This window comes from Pedobacter sp. WC2501 (assembly GCF_052682415.1).
Window position 1 is genome coordinate 2658901 of the sequence record NZ_JBQZFI010000001.1, and the last position, 24272, is coordinate 2683172.

The following is a 24272-nucleotide window of genomic DNA, read 5'->3' on the forward strand; positions in this document are numbered from 1 at the left end:
AATGTTTTTTAACGCAAAGCCGACATAATTGTTTGAATGGTATCACTGAAAGAGCAAAAAAGCCTCTCTTCGAGAGGCCATGGATATTGTTTCTCTTTTTTTTAACCACAAAGATCACAGAGAATAGGCACAGAGGGCACAAAGTTTTTATGGTTTATTCGTGAAGCCTAATGGAGAGGTCTATCAAGAGAGATTTTGCTTAGCAGAGCACTCCGTGGTTCTCAACTGCGTTAACATTGATAAACTCCAATAGAATGGTCGTCATCTCGACTGAAGTGTAACGTAATGGAGAGATCTAACAAGACAGATTTTGCTTCGTAGAGACTTCGGGTCTCGACTGCGTTGCGCTCTGCTCGAAATGAAGCCCACCTGGGAGCCACACTGTATTTTCTACACTTTACCCCCTGACTTCGGACGTCCGTCTTTCTGACTACTGAAAATGGAAGTTTAATTAAATCTCTTTCTCTGACTTTTCTTTCAGAGATTTTAACCCATTTTCAAAATCTTTACCGATCATTTGATCCATAAATAAGCCAAACCATTTATTGATTATTCCTTTGCTTTCTCCGCTCATTGTCCAGGTTACTTTATTTCCGTTTCCGGCTTTCTCTATATCGAAGCGGGTATCTGCAATACTCTCCATAGGTTTGATAAATTTTAATTCCATATCAACCATTTTATTAATTTCTACTTTATTAATCAGCATTTGTCCGGTGCCGCTTTTTTCTCCATTCCATTGATAAAGATGACCTGGCTGAGCCGTAGTTCCGGTAATGGTGATCTTAGCTTGTGGATCCATTTTCGACCATGCATTCCACTTATAGAATTCATTATAATCGGCAATGTTTTTATAAATAACACTGTCTGGTGCAAGAATCGTGATCGTCCGATTAACGGAGTAATTTTTTGGTAGAAAAAAACTGCCTCCAATAATGATTATTGCCAAAACGACAATAATGCCAACAAAGATTTTCAGGAATTTCATAATTGATTTAAGTTTGGTTACTTAAATTTATAAAGAAACCAGGCTAAATCAAAACAAAATTTTCTTATACGATTTTGATTTTCGACTGCGGAGAATTGATTTTAAAGTGCATCAAATCAGCAATAGATTGGGCTTTTTGTTTAATCAGCTCTGCATTGGGACCTTCAAACAAATCTTCGACGTTCTGGAAAAAGAGATTTTTCCATGTCTCAAATTGCTCATGCTGTAGTGGCGTTCGTTCGTTCAATGCAAAATGGCTAAGCATGGGATTACCTTTATAAATGGCCTTTCCGAAGAGAATGCTTTCCCAGAAATCGTACATTTTTGGAAGGTGGTGCGACCAATCTACCTTAGCGATGTCAGTGAATATTGGTCCGATCTGTTTGTTAAGCGCAACATTTTGATAAAACGTATCCACTAAAGCGATAATATCTGCTCTATTATCAATGTCTTTTTTCATTATATAGTGATTTTAAACTTAAAAAACCCAGCACAATCAGTAACAGGAATTTTATGGTGTCGATAATGATGTATAAAATATGGTGATAACTTTTGATTGGAGCATTGCCTGCCAAAACCAGTTTTGCCCTTTCATCAAGCAATGGTAAGAGCCAAAAAGTGTCTGCCATTAAAAGGATGGTAACCACGAAAAGTAAAATACTGCGGCTGTTTTTTAAAGGTACGGGCAAGGAGCAACCTAAAATGATGATAGCCAATATGATCTCAACTTTATTAAGGGCCTGGAAAACCAATTGACCGATACCTAAACCAAGTGGGATTGTAATGCCTGGAGCCTGAAATTTTAAAGGCGCTTCCAAAAAACTAATTCCGGCGAGGAGTCCCGCCCAGAAAATAATGCAGAAAATTCCAATTAACTTTTTCATTTGATTGCAAATATCAGTTAAAGTAACACTCCAAAAATGACTAGCGTCACAAAAGTGGGATTTTTACCTGTAAAGCCGCAATTGAAGTTTATTGTAATCTATAACCGCTTTGTACTGCATTAAAATATCGCCACCAATAATGCCCATAATAGGAGGGTGACCGAACTGTTGATAGGTGTCGCTAACTGATTGCAAGTCAAAAGCAACCGTTTCGTAGGCTTTGATTTTTAATGTGCCGATTTTTACCTCGGGTATAGTGGCCTGGATGGTTGTTGTGGTGGTGAAAAGGGTAGCCGCGTTTATCTCGTCTGATACCTGAAGCGTTTCTGATAAGTGTTGTTCAATTAAAGATTTATCGAAAACACTCCGCGATGCACCAGTATCCAGAACAGCAAGGTGTTTTTCTTTAAAAACAATAATTTCCACCAAAAGGTGGAAGCCGTCATCTTGTAAATTGATCAGTTTTAAGGGGATAGAGATGGCTTTCATAGCAAATATTATCTGCCTAAAATAGGCTAATTACCCGAAAACCGTGTCAGAAGTTGGTTATTTGTTTTTGATGAGTTTTTTAACAAACTCCATTTCAATGTCGTAACCGTTTAAATATTCTTCAATTTTAGGCTGAACTTCGTAATCTGGCATTACACCATGACCGAAGGGAATGCCGTTTTGTTTTTCTTCAACAACAAATTTAATGAGCGGAATACGGCCTGTTAATTTGGAGTTGGGCAAAGTATAATGGATAAAATAGCCACTGGTATTACCGTAATAGCCACCGCCTGTTTCTTCACCTATAAAATGTGCTTTAGTGTAGTTTTTCGCCAATGCAGCAAACTCCGAACCACCCGAAAAAGATAAACCACCGATAAGGATGTATACATCGCCCTTAAAATGATTTACCTGTGGAGTATCACTTTTGTATTTTCCAGGTATGTCCAGATAACGTCCATCATTGCTGCGGTAAAATTCGCCCCTCAACTCTTTCTCGAAATCATCCCTAGAACTTTTATTGCGATATTCAGTGTAATCGAGAAACGAATAGGTAAAGGATGGAATTTCTGCATATTTGTATTTAGGATATTCTTTATCGATCAGGTACGACATCAGGTGATCTTCCATGCCTTGTGCACCACCTTCGTTTTTCCTGATATCGATAACAAGATGCTGTATTTTATGAGCTGCAATGTCTTGGAAACCCTTTGCCAGAAATTCCTTAAAACCCTTTCTCCCGTCTTTATAACTACTGGTCGAAAATGTATTCACTACCAGTGTTGCTGTGCTGTTCACTGTATCGATTTTTAATGTGGCAGGCTCTTTATAGCTGTAATTGGGGATAGATTTTGTTTCTTTTGATGCAAATTTTCCATACTGTTTAAAACTCAATGCTGGTACCTGGCTATAGCTAATCTTTTCGCTGGTTTTCGGGTTGATCAGTTCGAGATTAAATGCATTGGGCTGTTGTTCGAAAAAACGCAGGTAATATTTAGAGAAGGCCGTTTCTATCCAGCGGTATTTGCTTGTGGTATTGTAACCATCAGCTGGTTCTATGGTTAGAAATTGTTGCATGATAGTTTCAATGCTATTCCCATTAATTTTGGAAATCAGCATTCCTTTGGTTTTATAATTATCCAGATCATTCAGGATATAAACCCTTTTGTCTAGAATCTTTACTAAAAAAGGGAAGTACCTGCCGTTTTGCCTGATGTAATTATTCGTTTCCTCAGCAGGCTGAATCGCGCTATGTCCTTCTTTGGTATAGGTAACCACGGGAGCAACAAGCTGATAAAAATCCAAAGCGGTCATTTTATCCCTTATCTTGCTCTTTTGTACATTGCAGAGGCTGTCGAATTGGGTATAGGTATTGTACCACAGGCCAACATGTGTTTCAATAAAAGCATTTTTCAGGATATTAAAATCTTGCTCGAGGGCTTTGTAACTTAACTGTTTTAACTTTTTGGGCGGACTTTGCACTAAAACGGAATAATTGCCTTCCTTTGCATTGGTTGTTTCTGCTAGGGGTTTAACCGTGAGCGTAAAATTAGCTGTACTATCGGGCGAGAAAACGATTTTTTCGCTTCCGAACCTGCCATTTGGCGAATCTACATCCTGTATAGTTTTTCCGTTATAATCTTTCAAACGGATGGTAACATCAATCCCTTTTTGTTCAACAGTTATCAAATAATAAAAGTCTTTCTTTAGCAGGAAGCTGAATGAGGTTTCTTCGCCTTGCTTTAACGTTAAATCGGCTGTTACTTTGTCTATTTTAAGCGGAATCAGGTTTTTGCCAACCTGCGCATTTGCGGAAAGACTAAAAAATAAAAAAACAAGGATGGCGATGCTATCTTTTTTCATTTGTGTTTGATTGTGATAGCAAAAATAAAGTTTAAATGCCTGAAGCTGTTGTACGATATTGCAATTGCTGGTTTAAGCCCTTTTATATTCGGAAGGTGTTACACCAGTAAAGCGTTTGAAGTGCCGTGATAGGTGAGCCACATCATAAAAGCCCGTTTGGATGGCGACATCCATCAAATCTGTTTCTTTAGTGATGAGTTTTTTACATTTTTCTATCCGCTGTAGCAGGATGTAATTGTTGGGAGTTAAACCTGTTTCGTGTTTAAATAAGCGCAGGAATTTATATTTATCCAATCCAAAACGTTTTGCAGTATCTGTTAAAGAAAATTTTTCCATCAGGTTTTCGCTGATAAAACTTTGAAACAGCGCTGTTTTTTTATACTCGAAATGCAAGTTTATAGCATAACGCGCAACCAGTTTCTCTAAAACACGAAGCAGTTCCTTTTCGAGGTTAACTTCAGGGTTGTTAAAATGGTTGGATAAGTAATAAAAACTGCTGAAAACCTCCTGATCGTAGATGATCTTATCTTCAAAAAAAACATCCCGGCCTTTGTTTAAGGTTTTGAGTACATCGGGCGAAACGTAGAAAGTGAAGAAAGAATTGCCCAGTTTATTATCGCAGGGAGTTGCATGTACTTCGTGGGGATTGGTGATCGACAGTGTACCAATAGGTGCTTGTAAAAATTTATCGTTAAGTTTTGTATAGAAGGTCTGATTTAAAATCAGTGCAATATTAAAGGTATCGTGTGTGTGGAAAGGGAAATCGATGGTGTGCTTTTTGGCGTTTAACAATTCCAGACCATCTAAAATGGGTATTTTATGGTAGGTGCTGATGTTGTGGGTATCAGCCAGTATGTTATCTGCACCTTTGATATTCAATTTTTAAATAGTTTAAAATGAAAGACTTAAGATGGAATCGTCATCTCGACTGAAACGCAGTGGAATGGAGAGATCTATCTAGACGGATTTCTCTAGTTAGATTTCCCGACTTCGTTGTACTTCGCTCGAAATGACGATTTTATAATGTTAAACCAATTTCATTGCGGCCAGTACACTATTCATATTTCTTACTGCATCGGCACTTTTATTAAATGCGGCCTGCTCGTCTTCTGTTAGTTTAAAATCAATAATTTTTTCCCATCCGCTACGGCCGATAATTACCGGTACACCTAAGCAGATATCTTGTTGTCCATATTCTCCTTCAAGCGAAACGCAACAGGTAAACAGTTTTTTCTCATCACGTAAAATGGCTTCAACCAATGCGGCACCTGCAGCACCTGGTGCATACCATGCAGAAGTTCCGATTAAACCCGTTAAAGTAGCACCGCCGACCATAGTATCTGCAGCAACCTGATCGAGCGTAGCTTTATCCAACAAATTGCTTACCGGTAAACTTTGGTAAGTAGCTAAACGGGTTAGCGGAATCATAGTAGTATCGCCGTGACCGCCAATTACAAAACCCTGTAAATCGTTCGGGTTGCAATTTAAAGCCTGTGATAAATAGAACTTGAAACGTGAGCTATCTAAAGTTCCACCCATACCAATGATGCGGTTTTTCGGTAAACCCAATGATTTTAAAGCCAGATAAGTCATGGTATCCATCGGATTACTGATCACGATAAAGATCGCCTCCGGAGAGAATTTTAAAATATTTTCGGCAACGCCTTTAACAATACCTGCATTAATGCCAATCAGTTCTTCTCTGGTCATCCCTGGTTTACGTGGCAAACCCGAAGTAATAACCACCACATCAGAACCAGCAGTTTTACTGTAATCGCCTGTTACGCCGGTAATTTTGGTATCGAAGCCCAAAAGGGTTGCAGTCTGCATCATGTCGATTGCTTTACCTTCGGCAAAACCTTCTTTAATATCCAATAATACAAGTTCGTTCGCTAATTCTTTGCGGGCAATATTATCTGCACAAGTGGCACCAACTGCGCCTGCACCAACAACCGTTACTTTCATATATTTATATTTTTAATGGTTTGCAATCGTTAAATCTCTATCGAAGGTAGAAATAAATATAAGGTTTAAAAACGCTTTTCAAAACTTTATAATTTAATCGCGGTTTACTTGGTAAATACAAAACAGCGATTTTTTGTTCTAATAAATTATGGAAAACAAACCCATTTCTGATATCGATTACAAAGCCTTTGAAGGTAAATGGTATTCTTTATATTCTATTCCAACTTTATTAGATAAACATTGGAAACAGACTACCGAAACTTATATATTAGCAGATAACGATCATTTTGATGTATATACCACTTACCATAAAGATGGAAAGCCTGAAGAAAAATCGATCACTTCAAAACTATTTTTTGACGACAAAAAAGCTGATGGTGATATGAAAGCCCAGTTTTTATGGCCTTTTAAAATCGGTTACTGGATTATAGAGCTGGCTGATGATTATAGTTATGTAGTGGTTGGGCATCCCGATGAAAAATACCTCTTTATCATGGCCCGTGAACCTAAAATGGAAGCTGATTTACTGGTGCATATTATAGAACGATGCAGGCAGAAAGGATATGAGGTGAGTGAGTTGGTGAGCCAGGAGCACTTTTAAACAGTTTTCAGTTGGTGGTTTCAGTTTCCCATTACTAAAATGTTTGTCATTCTGAGCACAGCGAAGAATCTTATCATGATTTTAATTTCTAAAGATTATCAATTCGGTATGGAAAGCAGTTACCGCAGTATTTAGGTTAATTCAGTCCCGCCCCCGCTTCTGCCGATTGAAAAAATCGGCATCCCGCTACGGTCGGGTTTAGGTGGCAACCATTGTGCTACTATCTGTTGTAAATAACCCTAAGGTAAAGGATACGAGGTGAATGAGTTGGTGAGCCAGAAGTATTTTAAACAGTTTTCAGTTGGCGGTTTTCAGTTGCGCATTATTAAAATATTTGTCATTCTGAGCACAGCGAAGAATCTTATCATGATTTTAAGTTCTTAAGATTTATCAATTCGGTATGGAAAGCAATTGCAGCAGCATTTAGGTTAATTCAGTCCCGCTTCTGCCGATTGAAAAAATCGGCATCTCGCTACGGTCGGGTTTAGGTGGCGCCGACTGTGCTACTATCTGTTGTAAATAAACCCGATTGCAATGGTAGCTGCCGACTTCACGCCGGCACTACAAACGGAGCGGGGCTGGAAACCGCCATGAAAAACCGAACCACTCATTTCCGAAAAATAAGAGGATAAAACAGGTCAAAATGATGATGAGTTCGGTACTAATGCTTTGAAAAGCCCTATCTTTAATTGGATGGTTTTGTAATTTTCTTGATCTCATCAAGCGTATATACTTTATAAACAAAACCAAATCGCCTGGTGTTCTCTTCAACTGTTGTATCGAAACCTGCTTTCTTACGTCTTTGGTTTACGTTTTTAGCGTCTTTGATAGGGATAACATATTGGAAAAACTCCTTTTTACCTGTTTTGGAGTTAACAATCTGCTGAGAATAAACCTGTGTGCCATAAATTTGTTCCTTTCCTTCATTGCTTAGTTTTCTATCTAACATCATTGCTGCATATTTAAAAGGCAGTTCTCCACTTTTTCCCGCTTTTTCAATTAATGGGTAATATTTTGGAATAATATCAGGATTATGCTGTATTACATAAAACACTGCAGTATTTGCTGGCTCGCCAACAAGTGTTTTTCCTGGATAGCCATACTTTGCAACAATGGCTTCAACTTTTTTAAGATGAATGGAATCTATTTCCTTCATTATCATCCATTGACTTTTTTGAAGTGCCTCTTTCGAAGAATTAAATAATGCTGCAATAGTGTCTTTTCTTTTTTCAGAGGTTTCTGTGTCTCCAAATTCTCTAATCCCTTGATCGAGTTGTAAAATAGAATCGAGTTGCTTTTTTAATTCTATATTAATCTGCTTTTGTGCAGATGCCATTGAGATGGTTCCAAAGATGAAGATAGAAAGTAAAATGAATTTCATGGCGTATGTTGGCAATTTTGACTTTTAGTATATTCCTAAAATAATAGTTTTTTGATTGATATCTTTCTTGTTAAGCAAGTTTAACTTAATTTAACAAGCTGCTAGTATATCTTCCTCCCTGGAGAAGTTAGAACTAGATTAATTAACCGCGCACTTAGATGCACTCAGGTGACTTAGGTGGTCAATATTATTTAGAAAAGACGGGTTCGGTGCTTTTAGGTTATGAAAGTCCCGCTATCCGCTTCAAAGCCTTGGCTCGTTCCTCACCTGCGGGTTTTATGCTGCTATCGGGTTTATTAAACGAAAGTCAGTTGTTTTTAACATCCAGACCTCTCAGGGTTTTTAGAACTTAATTAACGGCTCCACTTAGATGCATTCAGGTGACTTAGGTTGGTCAATATTATTTAGAAAAGACGGGTTCGGTGCTTTTAGGTTATGAAAGTCCCGCTATCCGCTTCAAAGCCTTGGCTCGTTCCTCACCTGCGGGTTTTATGCTGCTATCGGGTTTATTAAACAAAAGTCAGTTGTTTTTAACATCGAGGCCTCTCAGGGTTTTCAAAACCTGAGAGGTTTATTGCCTAATCCTCGTTTGCAAACGAAAATTATTTTAAGTTCTGTGTACATACTTTTGCATTGCAATAACGGAATATGTTTTCTTCTTTTCCACCATATTTTGTTGATAAAACGATGACAGCATCAACCCTCAAATTCCCTATTTTTGAAGAACCGTTATTATTCTACAACGGTTAATTCTTTGCCGCACAATATGTACTTAATTTTTGATACTGAAACCACGGGTTTGCCCCGCAATTATAATGCACCCATTACCGATACGGATAACTGGCCGCGTTGTATACAAATTGCCTGGCAATTGCACGATGAGATGGGGAGATTGGTTGAACATCAGGATTATCTGGTTAAACCAGAGGGATTTAACATTCCGTATGATGCTGAACGAATCCACGGTATTTCGACCGAACTGGCCGCAGAGCAGGGTATCAGTTTTGACGAAATGCTGGCCAAGTTTAACGAAGTTTTAAACAAAGCCAAATTTGTTGTAGGCCAGAATGTTGGCTTTGATGTGAACATTATGGGTTGCGAATTTCACCGTTTTGGTGTAGCCAACCGCCTGGCCGAAATGCCTGTTTTAGATACCTGTACAGAAGTTACCGCGCAGCTTTTACAATTGCCTGGAGGTAGGGGTGGTAAATTTAAACTGCCAACTTTAACTGAGCTGCACGCTTATTTGTTTGGTGCTCCTTTTAACGAAGCCCACAATGCTACTGCCGATGTGGAGGCAACCACGCGTTGTTTCCTGGAACTGGTAAAAAGAGAGGTTTTCAAAAAAGAAGAACTGCTTGTTGATGTTGAATATTTCCCGCGTTTCAGGGAAGTAAATCCTGGCACTATTGAAGGTGTTGGTTTAAAACACATCAACCTAAAAGCCGCATCTGATGAAATCCGCAAACGCCAGCAAAAAACGGAAGGCAGCGGAATTTCTAAACAAACGCTGGCAGGAAATAAACAGGAACTTGCGGCAGCCACTTTTGTGCATTTGCATAACCATACCCAGTTTTCGGTATTGCAGAGTACCATCAGTATCCCCGATCTGGTAAAAGCGGCGGCAGCGCAAAAAATGCCTGCGGTAGCCATGACCGATCATGCGAATATGATGGGGGCTTTTCACTTTGTTAACAATGTTTTAAACCATAACAAAGCTGCCGAAGCTAAAAATGCAGCTGCTATTGAAGCGGGCGAGCGCCCAACTGAAGTAGTAATGACGCCTATCGTCGGGGTGGAATTTTTTGTTTGTAATAACCATTTAGACCGTACAGCAAAAGACAACGGTTACCAGATGGTACTGTTGGCGAAGAATAAAAAAGGCTATCATAATTTAGCTAAAATGTCGTCTATTGCCTATACCAAAGGTTTTTATTATGTTCCACGTATCGATAGGCAGGTAATTGAACAGTACAAAGAAGATATTATAGTCCTTTCCGGAAACCTTTCCGGAGAGATTTCGAATAAAATATTAAACCTCGGCGAAAATCAGGCAGAAGAAGCTTTACTTTGGTGGAAAGCTCAATTTGGTGATGATTTTTACGTAGAGGTAATGCGCCACAACCAGGAAGATGAAGATCGTGTAAACGAAACTTTGATTGCCCTGGCCAATAAACATGCGGTTAAACTGGTGGCAACCAATAATACCTATTACATTAATAAAAAGGATGCCAACGCGCACGACATTTTACTTTGTGTAAAAGATGGTGAAAAGCAGGCTACGCCGATTGGTCGAGGTCGCGGTTACCGTTATGGATTGCCAAACCAGGAATACTATTTCAAATCGGGCGATGAAATGAAGGCACTTTTTGCCGACCTGCCCGAGGCAATCATGAATATCCAGGAAATTCTTGATAAAATTGAAATTTACAAACTTGCCCGCGAAGTACTCTTACCGAAATTCGATATTCCTGAAGAATTTCTGGTTGCCGAGGATGAAGCCGATGGTGGAAAACGCGGAGAGAATAAATTTTTACGCCACCTCACTTACGAGGGAGCCAAAAAACGTTATGGTACGTTAACTCCCGAGGTTACCGAACGTTTAGACTTTGAATTACAAACCATTGAGAAAACAGGTTATCCGGGTTATTTCCTGATCGTACAGGATTTTATTGCCGAAGCCCGGCGAAGAGACGTTTCTGTAGGTCCGGGGCGTGGTTCTGCTGCCGGTTCGGTGGTTGCCTACTGCCTGTGGATTACCAATATCGATCCGATTAAGTATGATCTCCTTTTTGAGCGTTTCTTAAATCCCGATCGTGTATCCATGCCCGATATCGATATCGATTTTGATGACGAGGGCCGTGGCCGCGTAATGGAGTACGTAATCAATAAATATGGTTCCAGCCAGGTGGCGCAGATTATTACCTACGGAACCATGGCGGCAAAATCTTCTATCCGGGATACTGCCCGTGTATTGGATCTGCCACTTTTCGAGGCCGATAAAATTGCCAAGCTGATTCCGAACATGAAGCTTGCCAAAATCTTTACCCTCGATGAAAAGAGTTTAAAAGATGCTTTGCGCCCCGATGAATATGAAAGGGTGGTGGAGTTGAAAAACCTCGGCGCGTTAAAAGATTTAAGTGCCGAAACCATACAACAGGCACAGATTTTAGAAGGATCGTTAAGAAATACCGGTATCCATGCCTGCGGGGTAATTATTACACCAAGCGATATTACCAATTTCGTTCCTGTATCAGTTGCCAAAGATTCTGATTTATATGTTACCCAATTTGATAACTCCGTTGTAGAAAGCGCGGGTTTATTGAAGATGGACTTTTTGGGCTTAAAAACCCTTACGTTGATAAAGGATACTGTAAAACTGGTTAAAAAACGTTTTGGTATTGATCTTGATCCGGATAATTTCCCTATTGATGATGTGTTAACCTACGAGCTTTTCCAGCGTGGCGAAACCATCGGTATCTTCCAGTACGAGAGTCCGGGAATGCAGAAGTACATGAAAGAGCTTAAGCCAACAGTTTTCGACGATTTAATTGCCATGAACGCATTATATCGCCCGGGACCGATGGAGTATATTCCAAGTTTCGTTCGCCGTAAAAATGGTGAGGAAGAAATCAAATACGATTTAGATGCCTGCGAAGAATACCTGAAAGAAACTTATGGTATTACCGTTTACCAGGAACAGGTAATGCTTTTATCGCAGAAACTGGCCGGATTTACCAAAGGTGAGGCCGACGTACTGCGTAAGGCGATGGGTAAGAAACAGAAAGACGTTCTGGATAAAATGAAGCCTAAATTTGTGAAGCAAGCGGCCGAAAAAGGTCATGATGCCGCAACTTTAGAAAAAATATGGAAAGATTGGGAAGCTTTTGCATCCTACGCTTTCAACAAATCGCACTCCACCTGTTATGCATGGATTGCCTATCAAACGGCCTACTTAAAAGCACATTATCCTGCTGAATATATGGCTGCGGTACTATCCAATAACATGAGTGATATTAAACAGGTGGCTTTCTTTATGGAAGAATGTCGCCAGATGAGTGTTACCGTATTAGGGCCTGATGTGAATGAATCTGATCTTAAATTTTCGGTTAATGCCAAAGGCGAAGTTCGTTTTGGAATGTCGGCAGTAAAAGGTGTGGGCGAAAAAGCGGTAGAAAGTATTATCGAAGAAAGACTGGCAAATGGGCCTTACAGTACTGTTTACGATTTTGCTAAGCGCTCTAATACCCGCATTGTAAATAAAAAGGCTTACGAGAGTTTTGTATACAGCGGGGCTTTCGATGCATTTGGCGGACACCGGGCGCAGTATTTCTATATTGGCCCTAATGATAAAATGAATGGCATTGAAAAGATTATTAAATATGCCAACGATTTTCAGAACAATGAAAGCACTTCGCAGGCTTCACTTTTCGGTGGATCAAAAGCCGATCTGATTTTAGAGCCAAGTTTGCCTGTTTCTCCGGAGTGGGCTTTAATGGACAGGTTGAAGTATGAAAAAGATGCGATCGGGATTTTCCTTTCCGGTCACCCGTTGGATAACTATAAACTCGAACTCGATAAATTCTGTACCCATGGGGTTAGGCAGCTTAGTATCATTAACAAGGTACGCATGGGCGATAACAATGAAGAGGTTCTGGCCGAATTCGAAAAACTTAAAAACCGTGAGCTTTGCGTAGGTGGCTTAGTGGTAGTGGCATCGCAACGTATTACCAAAACCGGTAAACCATTCGGAACTTTTGTTTTCGAAGATTATGATGATGCCAGCGAAATGGCTTTGTTTGGTGAAGATTTTCTAAAATTTAAATCGTTTTTAACCGAAGGGTATTTCTTGCAGATTAGGGGAAGGGTAGGTGAACGTTTCGGAAAAGCAGGCGATTGGGAGTTTAAAATTACTGCAATCAACCTGATGTCCGAACTGCGGGATAAATTAGCGAAGAGTTTAACGATCCAGGTGCCTATTGAGCGGGTTAACGATCAGTTAATGCGAGAAATTGAGGCGATATTAGCAGACAATAAGGCAAACTCCGAGCAGCAGAACTGCCAACTTAACTTCGCTGTTTTTGATAGCGAAAAGCAGATTATGCTCGATTTACCTTCGAAAAATTTAAAAATAAACCCCAATAACAAGTTCTTAGAACAATTGATGGGAATGAATGTTGTAAATTACAAGCTTAATTAAGCATAGGGCATGGAGTTTAAAGCATAGATATTTTTACTTTTGGCTTTTTACGCTATGCCCTAAGCGCTCCGCACTCTGCTTGTACCTCAAAATAATGTCAAATTGACATTACAGATGTTATGGCATTACAATTGAATACATATATTTGAACATAAAAAAAATAATTATGGCATTAGAAATCACAGATGCAAACTTCGAGGAGCTTGTATTAAAATCAGATAAACCCGTATTAGTAGATTTTTGGGCAGAATGGTGTGGCCCTTGTCGCATGGTTGGTCCGGTAGTAGAAGAAATCGCAAAAGAATATGATGGTAAAGCAGTAGTTGGAAAAGTAAACGTTGATAACAATCCTCAAATCTCAATGCAGTTTGGTATCCGTAACATCCCTGCTTTATTATACTTTAAAGATGGTCAGGTTGTAGACAAACAAGTTGGTGCTGTTCCAAAATCAGTATTGGCTGAGAAATTAAACAAGCAATTGGCTTAGTTAAGCTTAAAGCAAAAAATCAAAGCCCAATGGCTTGTAACATATTTAAAACCCAAGTTCATTTGATGGATTTGGGTTTTTTCGTTTAGAACTAAATTATCATAATCTTAAAACATTTTACTGTTGAGCTCTTCTTTTCTCATCAAAACGGACGTCCTTGTTATTTCCGGAAACCTTTGATCTCCCAAATGAGTAGGTAATGCCAAGACTAAAGGTTTTATAATCATAGTCTGTTTTTACGGTTTGCACAAAATCGACAAAGCGAATTTCATATTTGTTAACCGTGCCAATAAAGAAAGCCGGGCTAATGATCAGATTGTTATTAAATAACTTTATCCTGACCCCAGTTCTTAAACTACGCTGACCGTAGGTGTAAACATTTCTTTCAGTTGAAGGAAGATTTTGGCTGTAATTCAAATAAAAACTTAACAAGTTAGTTGCCTTGAAACTATTATTGATACTGAATGAGGCAGAAGTTCCATTTGAAGTGCTGATTGCTTCTATTTTAGATTTTGGTGATGCATATGAAAAAGATGCGGAAATGCTATTGTCCCACCATTTAAATAATGACCGGTTAAAAGATACGTAGGCCCCAAGATTATCCTGAGTCAAAAAGTTTCCTCTGCTGGTTACCACTGTTGGGCCATTAACAGTAGTGAGGTTCGAAATTATATCGCTGATATGTTGTGTAAATACAGTAAAAGAAAACATGCCTTTATACAGGTAGTTAACTTCAATATTATTACTATATGAAGGTAAGAGCAATGCATTTCCGGTAGAATAAGTATAAATGTTTGTGTAATAGGCAAATGGATTTAAGGAGTTTAAACTCGGTCGGTTTATCCTCCTGGAATAATTTAACGAAAAAGTATGGACCTCATTAGCTTTGTAAACGATATAAGCCGTAGGAAATAAAGCACCATAATTACCTTTGTTTCTCTGGTCTAAAGTAGGTGAATATCCATCCATTATCGTATACTCATAGCGCAACCCTGCTTTAGCTGTCCACTTTTTTGATAGTTCAGATTCCATGCTGAAATAGGCGGCCAGATTATTTTCGGCGTAATTGAATTTGTTACTACGTGTTTTATCCAACAGGAAATCATCCTTTATATAATTATAGTATTCAATATTAGCATTGTTGTTAAAATTGGCGAGCTTAATACCAGTTTCTACTTTGGTCCATTTGTAAGGCAATGTTAAATCTGATTGGAATGACCAGATATTGTATTTTGAAAAGTTATTATTCTGAACACTGGCATAAGTACTTTCAGATTCAGAGACAAAATCATTTTTCATTTCAGGTGTGTTTGTGAAAAAATTAACAGAACTATTCAATTTCTTTCCAGCCGAATCAAGCTTTAAATCATGGTATAGATTGAAGGTTTGTGTAAATAACGGCCTTGAAAATTTTCCTGTAGTATTTAAAACCGAGTCAAGAGTGTTACCTGTAATGAAGCTATAATTATTACTAAAACTTGTATTCGATTTATTGTCTGAAATATTATATATCAGCCCGATGTTGTTGTTTTTATTTAGTTCATAATCAATGCTTAAGCCTGTTTGTAAGCCAGGGGAGTTTCCCAAGCGTTGCTCATTGCTTAGAATCTCGCTGGGACGCCCAGTTATATCGACAGATTCTTTAATAATACCGCGAAAGTTTGATTGGTTAAATGTAAAAGAGCTGTTAACTTTTTTTGACCGAAAGAAAAGTGCCAGGTTGTTGTTGTATGATGCATAGGTACTTTGAGAGTATGTTGAACTTACTGATCCGCGCCAGCCTAAAGACTCGTTTTTCTTTAAAACGATATTAATCAAACCTCCATTCCCTTGGGCCTCATATTTTGCTGGCGGGGTAGTTATGATTTCAATTTTTTCTATATTTTCAGACCTCAGGGTTTTTAGATAGTTTACCAGGTCAGTTCCTCCTAAATTGATGATTTTTTCATTAACCATAACGCCCATACTCCCTTTGCCAACCATAGATATACTATTTTCGGAGACAATTAAAAGAGGTGCAACCTGTAAGGCTTCAAAGAGAGAAGCACCGGTAGCCATGATTGTATTGTTTAGATTAAACATTAATCGGTCAACCTTTCGTTCAAGTAGAGGTTTTTTAGCCTCAACAGTTACTTCTTGCAGTTCTTTATCTTTTTTACCAAGAATGATATCTGTTAATTTAACAGAAGAACCATCAAACTTAATATCTTTTAATAATTGAGTATGATAACTTAAACACGAAATCTTGATTTTAAATATGCCATTACTTAAGTTATTAAGTTCAAAATAACCTCCTTTGTTAGTTACCCCATATTTTACAACAGTCGAATCTGTAATGTTTAAAAGTGTTACAGTTGCATTTTCAATTTCAGTACCCCCGGTTTCTTTCACCTTGCCGGAAATTGTTTGTGCTGTACTATGATACATTATGACGAAAAACATAAGAGAAATTAGTATGCTTCTTTTATAAAATAGCTTCATATAAATAATTTGATTTTACGGATAGGACACTATCAATCCGAAAACGTTGCACTACAAAAAATCAGGTATGAAGCTGTCTCATAAATATAGAATTGTCATCCTGAGTTTGTCGAAGGACCTGTTTTAAATATCATACAAGGCGTTTCGACAGGTTCAACGTGACAAATTCGATCGAATTACAATTTATGATACAGCCTCTTTATATTAATACTTCATTTAGTAATTTTTAAACAGGCTCGAATTATAAAGGAGAATTCATAAATTGAACTCGTTTTAGTAGTTGTAAGAGAAAGGTTCTGGATCTTTAACAGTAATATTACTATCCCAGACTTCTTGTTATAAACATAATTTTGTTTCTTTAATAAAAAACTAACAATCATGTCTATTCACTTATTTAATAATAAAACTTTAGGGATTTTAGTGGCAGGTTTTGCCCTAAACTGTGCAAATATTGCCTGTGTATCGGCACAGAATCCTGTTGAAACCAATGAGCCTTCAGCTGATTACAAGCCAGCTTTTGCCGGGCAGACCAGAATTGCAGGTATAAAAACCAAAACTCCTTTGGATATTTCCATCATCAATGAAAAGTTGGAAAATCCATGGGCAATTTCGGTACTTCCCAATGGTGGCTTCCTGATTACCCAAAAACAGGGTACCATGGTGATTCTTACCCCGGATGGAAAATTGAGTAAAAAAGTTACCGGTTTACCAAAGGTTGATCCATCCGGTCAGGGTGGTTTACTGGATGTAACCTTAGATCCAAACTTTGCAAAAAATAGAATGATTTATTGGGCCTATTCGGAGCCACAGGATAAAGGCGTTTTATTGGCCATTGCCAAAGGTAAACTGGCTGCAAACGAAACCTCGATCGAAAACCAGACCATTATTTACCGCGCTACACCAGCTTATACCGGTAAACTTCAGTACGGATCGAGAATTGTTTTTGATAAAAACGGAAATTTATTTGTAAGTACGGGCGAACGTTCCGGTAACGATATCAGGATACAGGCACAATATTTAAATTCTTCATTAGGTAAAATTTTGCACCTTACCCCAGAGGGGAAAGCGGTTGCAAATGGCCCGTTTGCAGGTAAAGCTGATGCCCGACCTGAAATTTATGCCTATGGACTCCGTAATCCGGATGGTTTAGCAATTAATCCGTCAACTGGAGATTTATGGGAGGCAGAGTTTGGACCAAAAGGTGGTGATGAGGTAAACATCATTAAGCCGGGTAAAAATTATGGCTGGCCAATTATTACCTACGGAACAGAATACAGCGGTAAAAAAGTTGGAGACGGTATTCAGCAGAAAGAAGGAATGGAACAACCTATTTATTACTGGAATCCAAGTATTTCACCTGGTTGTATTGCATTTTACAACAGCAATAGCATAGCTGAGTGGAAAGGCAATTTATTTGTAGGCGGTTTGGGCGGTTCGCACATTATCCGTTTGGTAATTAAAGATGATAAAATTGTTGGCGAAGAGCGCTTGTTAGAAGGTAAAGGCGAGCGTTTCCGCGATATGGTAGAAGGAAAGGACGGAGCGCTTTATTCGGTAACCGATAACGGACATTTATATAGGATAGCGAAGAAATAAAATCATTAATAAACTGTTTGATCCCGAATTCATTTATTGAGCTCGGGATTTTTTGTTTTAAATCATTTATTTTTTTTGGAAATGAGCATTCAGTTTTTCATCGGGGGTTTTCAGTCCCGCTTTCCGTTTGTAGTGCCTGCGTGAAGCCGGCAGCTACCACTTCAATCGGGTTTAGGGGGAGGGGGCAGGAGTAACTTACGAAGTTTCTAATGGCAGGGTGCAGGGAACTTTATAAATCTTTAGGTCAAACCTCGCAGGTTTTTAAAACCTTCGAGGTTTATAAGTAGGCGCAAACACCCGATTTACCAAAAAGTTTTACTGGAGGCAAAACTTTTTCCTGCTGTAAACCATCAACTTACAATAAAGCCTTAGCTATTCCACAAAAAACCTTTGGAAGGGAAAATATTTTTCCTACTTTTGCATCCCGCTTCGGAGGAAGGGGTTTTGGTTAAAGGATGGCACAGGGATACGGAGAGCAGGATTTATTTTAAAATAAATGTTGCGGATGAGAAAAAGATTGCTACCTTTGCAGCCCGGTTCGGAAGAACGGAAAGCCAGTTAAACCTGGCATATTGAAAAGCAAACGAGGAAAGAATAAGGCTTGAAAAAATAAAATTTATTTTATTTGGAAGTCCGGAAAAGTTCCTTACCTTTGCACTCCCAACCGAAAGGAAGGGTAAAAAAATCGGAACGGCGGATGTCGGGAAGATAGGAAAAAAGATTGAAACAGACGTAAGCACGTTTAAGACTAACAAGACTTGAACGGACTGAAGTTTGAAGATATATAAATGACCGGCCGTGAGGTTTACAGGTCAATAAGTTCTTAAAAGAGATGTCAATGTAGCGTAGCGAGGTAATGGAGTACTGGTCAAAGTACATGATTACGTAGCTTTATTTTAAAGGTGGTGTCTAACAGACAACATAACAAAAAGAAGACTATTTTTAACAATAGTTAAAACTGGTCAGCATCTTACAACACATTTTACAATGGAGAGTTTGATCCTGGCTCAGGATGAACGCTAGCGGCAGGCCTAATACATGCAAGTCGAACGAGATTATCCAGCTTGCTGGATTTGAAAGTGGCGCACGGGTGCGTAACGCGTATGCAACCTACCTTAATCTGGGGGATAGCCCGGAGAAATCCGGATTAACACCGCATAAAAACACAGGATAGCATTATCCAATGTTCAAATATTTATAGGATTGGGATGGGCATGCGTGTCATTAGCTAGTTGGCGGGGTAACGGCCCACCAAGGCGACGATGACTAGGGGATCTGAGAGGATGGCCCCCCACACTGGTACTGAGACACGGACCAGACTCCTACGGGAGGCAGCAGTAAGGAATATTGGTCAATGGAGGCAACTCTGAACCAGCCATGCCGCGTGCAGGAAGACTGCCCTATGGGTTGTAAACTGCTTTTATCCGGGAATAAACCTCTTTACGTGTAAAGAGCTGAATGTACCGGAAGAATAAGGATCGGCTAACTCCGTGCCAGCAGCCGCGGTAATACGGAGGATCCAAGCGTTATCCGGATTTATTGGGTTTAAAGGGTGCGTAGGCGGCCTGTTAAGTCAGGGGTGAAAGACGGTAGCTCAACTATCGCAGTGCCCTTGATACTGATGGGCTTGAATGGACTAGAGGTAGGCGGAATGAGACAAGTAGCGGTGAAATGCATAGATATGTCTCAGAACACCGATTGCGAAGGCAGCTTACTATGGTCTTATTGACGCTGAGGCACGAAAGCGTGGGGATCAAACAGGATTAGATACCCTGGTAGTCCACGCCCTAAACGATGAACACTCGCTGTTGGCGATACACAGTCAGCGGCTAAGCGAAAGCGTTAAGTGTTCCACCTGGGGAGTACGGTCGCAAGATTGAAACTCAAAGGAATTGACGGGGGCCCGCACAAGCGGAGGAGCATGTGGTTTAATTCGATGATACGCGAGGAACCTTACCCGGGCTTGAAAGTTAGTGAATGGTTTAGAGATAGGCCAGTCCGCAAGGACACGAAACTAGGTGCTGCATGGCTGTCGTCAGCTCGTGCCGTGAGGTGTTGGGTTAAGTCCCGCAACGAGCGCAACCCCTATGTTTAGTTGCCAGCACGTTATGGTGGGGACTCTAAACAGACTGCCTGTGCAAACAGAGAGGAAGGAGGGGACGACGTCAAGTCATCATGGCCCTTACGTCCGGGGCTACACACGTGCTACAATGGATGGTACAGAGGGCAGCTACATAGCAATATGGTGCGAATCTCACAAAGCCATTCACAGTTCGGATTGGGGTCTGCAACTCGACCCCATGAAGTTGGATTCGCTAGTAATCGCGTATCAGCAATGACGCGGTGAATACGTTCCCGGGCCTTGTACACACCGCCCGTCAAGCCATGGAAGTTGGGGGTACCTAAAGTATGTAACCGCAAGGAGCGTCCTAGGGTAAAACCGATAACTGGGGCTAAGTCGTAACAAGGTAGCCGTACCGGAAGGTGCGGCTGGAATACCTCCTTTCTGGAGTAGACTCACCTACTCGCCACGCAACATGATATTTCTAAATAAGGTATAAGGTTAAAGGAAAAAGACTAAAGCTGGAAGGCGTGTCTTGATACTAGATACCGGATACTTTATACTAAAAAGAGAAAAAAGAAACACCCAGAAGAAAACGGTGGGCTACTATAAGGTAAGCTTAACGGAGACAAGAAGGGTAAGCCAAAAGGGAAGCAGTAGCGGTAAGATACTATATACTGCGACTAAATAAGCCTACCTTAACCAAACAGTCCCGTAGCTCAGCCTGGTTAGAGCACTACACTGATAATGTAGGGGTCTCCAGTTCAAATCTGGACGGGACTACCATTGAAGTTTACAATTGGCGGTTTGGAGTTAACAGTTACCATACTGGAAACTAAGGACTGAAAACTGGAAACCAATACTCTGGGGGATTAGCTCAGCTGGCTAGAGCGCCTGCCTTGCACGCAGGAGGTCAACGGTTCGACTCCGTTATTCTCCACATTTGGGCATTAAAGCTTAAAGACCAAAGCAGGAAAGCTTTCAAAAAACAGAAATACACACCTTATTATCGGGATAGGTAATATACATTGACATAAAGGTTAAGAAAAGAAGAAACGCCACGGGGCACATACGGTGAAAAAAGTATGAAACGGTTCGAGACCGCAGTTTTTACTAGCAAGACGAAGCTAAAGGCTTAGGAGCAGGCAATGAAACCTGTGACTTTATACCCTTTACCTGGTCTTAGTAAAGTTCTTTGACATATTGGAAGAAGTTAAAAAAGAAGAGCAAACAACAATAGGCGACTGTTGTGTTTGTGCTCACCAATCGGAGTAGCAATACGAAGATAGGTATGAGACATCATAACAAGAGCAAAAAAAGCATACCATATGGCGCAAAAGGCATATGAGTAGAAGAAAGTAATAAAGAGTACACGGGGGATGCCTTGGCTCTCAGAGGCGATGAAGGACGTGATAAGCTGCGATAAGCTTCGGGTATTTGCAAATAGGAATTGATCCGAAGATTTCCGAATGGGGCAACCCGGCTAGTTGAAGACTAGTCACATATAATGAGCAAACCTGCCGAACTGAAACATCTAAGTAAGCAGAGGAAGAGAAAATAACAATGATTTCCTAAGTAGTGGCGAGCGAAAGGGAAAGAGCCCAAACCTACTTTGTTACGGCAAAGTGGGGGTTGTAGGACTGCAACGTGGCATTAGCAAACAGAAGTGGAATGGGATGGGAAGCCCAGCGATACACGGTGATAGCCCGGTACACGTATAGAATGCTAGCTTAGCAGTATCCTGAGTACCGCGAGGTCGGAGACGCCTTGTGGGAATCTGCCGGCACCATCCGGTAAGGCTAAATACTCCTGAGAGACCGATAGTGAACCAGTACCGTGAGGGAAAGGTGAAAAGAACCCCGAACAGGGGAGTGAAATAGAACCTGAAACCGTGTACTTACAAGCGGTCGGAGCGTCCAGGTGGCGTGACGGCGTGCCTTTTGCATAATGAGCCTACGAGTTACTCTTCTCTGGCAAGGTTAAGTGCTTCAGGCACGGATCCGAAGCGAAAGCGAGTCTGAATAGGGCGTATAGTCAGAGGAGGTAGACGCGAAACCTTGTGATCTACCCATGGACAGGTTGAAGGTGCGGTAACACGTACTGGAGGACCGAACCGATAAACGTTGAAAAGTTTCCGGATGATCTGTGGGTAGGGGTGAAAGGCTAATCAAACTGGGAAATAGCTCGTACTCCCCGAAATGTTTTTAGGAACAGCGTCGACGTTGAGTTATATAGAGGTAGAGCTACTGATTGGGTGCGGGGGAGTCAAATCCTACCAAATCCAGACAAACTCCGAATGCTATATAATATAGTCGGCAGTGAGGCGCGGGGTGCTAAGGTCACGCGCCGAGAGGGAAAGAACCCAGACCATCAGCTAAGGTCCCCAAGTTACAGTTAAGTTGAACTAACGAGGTCCGATTGCACAGACAGCTAGGATGTTGGCTTGGAAGCAGCCATTCATTTAAAGAGTGCGTAACAGCTCACTAGTCGAGCGATCGGGCATGGATAATAAACGGGCATTAAATTGTACACCGAAGCTATGGGATTGAAATATATCGGTAGGGGAGCATTCTATCGGCAGCGAAGGTACCTGGTAATGGGTGCTGGAGCTTATAGAAAAGCAAATGTAGGCATAAGTAACGATAAGGCGGGCGAGAAACCCGCCCACCGAAAGGATAAGGTTTCCTGATCAACGCTAATCGGATCAGGGTTAGTCGGGACCTAAGGAGAACCCGAAGGGGAAATTCGATGGACAACTGGTTAATATTCCAGTACTTTTTATAACTGCGATGTGGGGACGGAGTAGTGACACTGCCGCGATCTGACGGAATAGATCGTTAAAGGCTGTAGGTATAGGACCGGTAGGCAAATCCGCCGGTCTTGCTGAAAGTCGATAGTACCAAGAGGCTTCGGCTGATTGGATAGCGCAGGTAATCAGACTTCCAAGAAAAACCGCTAAGCTCCAGGTTATAAAAACCCGTACCGCAAACCGACACAGGTATCCGGGAAGAGGATTCTAAGGTGCTCGAGTGAATCATGGCTAAGGAACTCGGCAAAATGGCCCTGTAACTTCGGGAGAAGGGGCGCTGGCAGCAATGTCAGCCGCAGTGAAAAGGCCCAGGCGACTGTTTAACAAAAACACATGGCTTTGCAAAATCGAAAGATGAAGTATAAGGCCTGACACCTGCCCGGTGCTGGAAGGTTAAGAGGGGATGTCATCGTAAGAGAAGCATTGAATCGAAGCCCCAGTAAACGGCGGCCGTAACTATAACGGTCCTAAGGTAGCGAAATTCCTTGTCGGGTAAGTTCCGACCTGCACGAATGGTGTAACGATCTGGGCGCTGTCTCAGCCATGAGCTCGGTGAAATTGTGGTCCCGGTGAAGACGCCGGGTACCCGCAACGGGACGGAAAGACCCCATGCACCTTCACTACAATTTAACATTGACATTGGATACAGGATGTGTAGGATAGGTGGGAGGCTTTGAAGCGGCGTCGCTAGGCGTCGTGGAGCCAACGTTGAAATACCACCCTTTCTGTATTCGGTGTCTAATCCCTTTATGAGGGAGACATTGTTTGATGGGTAGTTTGACTGGGGTGGTCGCCTCCAAAAAGGTAACGGAGGCTTTCAAAGGTAAGCTCAGTACGCTTGGTAACCGTACGCGGAGTGCAATAGCATAAGCTTGCTTGACTGTGAGACAGACAAGTCGATCAGGGTCGAAAGACGGATATAGTGATCCGGTGGTTCTGCATGGAAGGGCCATCGCTCAAAGGATAAAAGGTACGCTGGGGATAACAGGCTGATCTCCCCCAAGAGCTCATATCGACGGGGAGGTTTGGCACCTCGATGTCGGCTCGTCACATCCTGGGGCTGGAGAAGGTCCCAAGGGTTCGGCTGTTCGCCGATTAAAGTGGCACGCGAGCTGGGTTCAGAACGTCGCGAGACAGTTCGGTCCCTATCTGTTGTGGGCGTAGGAATTTTGAGTGGGGCTGACCTTAGTACGAGAGGACCGGGTTGGACTAGCCTCTAGTGAATCTGTTGTTCCGCCAGGGGCATTGCAGAGTAGCTACGCTGGGAATAGATAAGCGCTGAAAGCATCTAAGTGCGAAACTAGCCACGAGATGAGAATTCCATATAGGACCGTAGCAGACTACTACGTTGATAGGCTATAGATGTAAAGCTGGCGACAGCACAGTCGAGTAGTACTAATCATCCGAAGCTTTCAAAGCAAACAGACTGTTGTTTGTTCTTCATAATAACTTCTTTCAATACTGTTTAA

The 24272-nt window shown here is 40.9% G+C and carries 14 protein-coding genes, 2 tRNA genes and 2 rRNA genes; 9 read left to right on the forward strand and 9 right to left on the reverse strand.

Features of this window, described 5'->3' with window-relative positions; genetic code table 11:
* Nucleotides 1–451 precede the first annotated feature (451 nt).
* From ACUN24_RS11405 to mdh, 7 genes are all read right to left on the reverse strand, one after another.
* The gene (locus ACUN24_RS11405; RefSeq protein ID WP_445562587.1) at nucleotides 452–985 is read right to left on the reverse strand and encodes an SRPBCC family protein; all 534 of its coding nucleotides are present in this window, start codon (nucleotides 983–985) and stop codon (nucleotides 452–454) included.
* A 64-nt stretch (nucleotides 986–1049) separates the two neighbouring features.
* Nucleotides 1050–1445: a group III truncated hemoglobin gene (locus ACUN24_RS11410; RefSeq protein WP_445562588.1), complete on the reverse strand. Its 396-nt coding sequence runs from the start codon at nucleotides 1443–1445 to the stop codon at nucleotides 1050–1052.
* Nucleotides 1429–1869, reverse strand: a complete 441-nt coding sequence (locus ACUN24_RS11415) for a hypothetical protein (protein ID WP_445562589.1) — start codon at nucleotides 1867–1869, stop codon at nucleotides 1429–1431. The genes ACUN24_RS11410 and ACUN24_RS11415 overlap by 17 nt, the downstream gene beginning before the upstream one ends.
* Nucleotides 1870–1932: 63 nt before the next feature.
* The gene (locus ACUN24_RS11420) at nucleotides 1933–2358 is read right to left on the reverse strand and encodes an aspartyl protease family protein (protein WP_445562590.1); all 426 of its coding nucleotides are present in this window, start codon (nucleotides 2356–2358) and stop codon (nucleotides 1933–1935) included.
* 57 nt (nucleotides 2359–2415) lie between these two features.
* Complete coding sequence (locus ACUN24_RS11425; RefSeq protein WP_445562591.1) at nucleotides 2416–4221, reverse strand: S41 family peptidase; 1806 nt, start codon at nucleotides 4219–4221, stop codon at nucleotides 2416–2418.
* Between the two features lie 72 nt (nucleotides 4222–4293).
* Nucleotides 4294–5100 (reverse strand): helix-turn-helix domain-containing protein, encoded by an 807-nt coding sequence (locus ACUN24_RS11430; protein ID WP_445562592.1) that lies wholly within the window; start codon nucleotides 5098–5100, stop codon nucleotides 4294–4296.
* 147 nt (nucleotides 5101–5247) lie between these two features.
* Nucleotides 5248–6186 (reverse strand): malate dehydrogenase, encoded by a 939-nt coding sequence (gene mdh, locus ACUN24_RS11435; protein WP_445562593.1) that lies wholly within the window; start codon nucleotides 6184–6186, stop codon nucleotides 5248–5250.
* Nucleotides 6187–6334: 148 nt separating this feature from the next.
* Between mdh and ACUN24_RS11440 the strand changes: the two genes are divergently transcribed.
* Nucleotides 6335–6787 (forward strand): lipocalin family protein, encoded by a 453-nt coding sequence (locus ACUN24_RS11440; protein ID WP_445562594.1) that lies wholly within the window; start codon nucleotides 6335–6337, stop codon nucleotides 6785–6787.
* A 685-nt stretch (nucleotides 6788–7472) separates the two neighbouring features.
* Here the strand turns inward: ACUN24_RS11440 and ACUN24_RS11445 are convergent.
* On the reverse strand, nucleotides 7473–8168 hold the full coding sequence (locus ACUN24_RS11445) for a DUF6624 domain-containing protein (protein ID WP_445562595.1): 696 nt from the start codon (nucleotides 8166–8168) through the stop codon (nucleotides 7473–7475).
* A 766-nt stretch (nucleotides 8169–8934) separates the two neighbouring features.
* Between ACUN24_RS11445 and dnaE the strand changes: the two genes are divergently transcribed.
* Both dnaE and trxA read left to right on the forward strand, forming a co-directional pair.
* Nucleotides 8935–13368 (forward strand): DNA polymerase III subunit alpha, encoded by a 4434-nt coding sequence (gene dnaE, locus ACUN24_RS11450; protein WP_445565135.1) that lies wholly within the window; start codon nucleotides 8935–8937, stop codon nucleotides 13366–13368.
* 166 nt (nucleotides 13369–13534) lie between these two features.
* Nucleotides 13535–13855, forward strand: a complete 321-nt coding sequence (gene trxA / locus ACUN24_RS11455) for a thioredoxin (protein ID WP_029275428.1) — start codon at nucleotides 13535–13537, stop codon at nucleotides 13853–13855.
* Between the two features lie 117 nt (nucleotides 13856–13972).
* On the opposite strand, the gene ACUN24_RS11460 is transcribed toward trxA, so the two are convergent.
* Nucleotides 13973–16282 (reverse strand): TonB-dependent receptor domain-containing protein, encoded by a 2310-nt coding sequence (locus ACUN24_RS11460; RefSeq protein ID WP_445562596.1) that lies wholly within the window; start codon nucleotides 16280–16282, stop codon nucleotides 13973–13975.
* A 432-nt stretch (nucleotides 16283–16714) separates the two neighbouring features.
* Between ACUN24_RS11460 and ACUN24_RS11465 the strand changes: the two genes are divergently transcribed.
* The 6 genes from ACUN24_RS11465 to ACUN24_RS11490 all read left to right on the forward strand — a co-directional run bounded on the left by ACUN24_RS11465 (nucleotide 16715) and on the right by ACUN24_RS11490 (nucleotide 24221).
* Nucleotides 16715–17932 (forward strand): PQQ-dependent sugar dehydrogenase, encoded by a 1218-nt coding sequence (locus tag ACUN24_RS11465; RefSeq protein ID WP_445562597.1) that lies wholly within the window; start codon nucleotides 16715–16717, stop codon nucleotides 17930–17932.
* Between the two features lie 390 nt (nucleotides 17933–18322).
* On the forward strand, nucleotides 18323–18508 hold the full coding sequence (locus tag ACUN24_RS11470) for a hypothetical protein (RefSeq protein ID WP_445562598.1): 186 nt from the start codon (nucleotides 18323–18325) through the stop codon (nucleotides 18506–18508).
* 408 nt (nucleotides 18509–18916) lie between these two features.
* A 16S ribosomal RNA gene (locus tag ACUN24_RS11475) occupies nucleotides 18917–20438 on the forward strand.
* A 264-nt stretch (nucleotides 20439–20702) separates the two neighbouring features.
* A tRNA-Ile gene (locus ACUN24_RS11480) sits at nucleotides 20703–20780 on the forward strand.
* Between the two features lie 80 nt (nucleotides 20781–20860).
* Nucleotides 20861–20934: transfer RNA gene (locus ACUN24_RS11485), tRNA-Ala, on the forward strand.
* A gap of 412 nt (nucleotides 20935–21346) precedes the next feature.
* Nucleotides 21347–24221: ribosomal RNA gene (locus ACUN24_RS11490) — 23S ribosomal RNA — on the forward strand.
* Together the 16S and 23S rRNA genes with 2 tRNA genes alongside form the textbook arrangement of a ribosomal RNA operon.
* Nucleotides 24222–24272 lie beyond the last annotated feature (51 nt).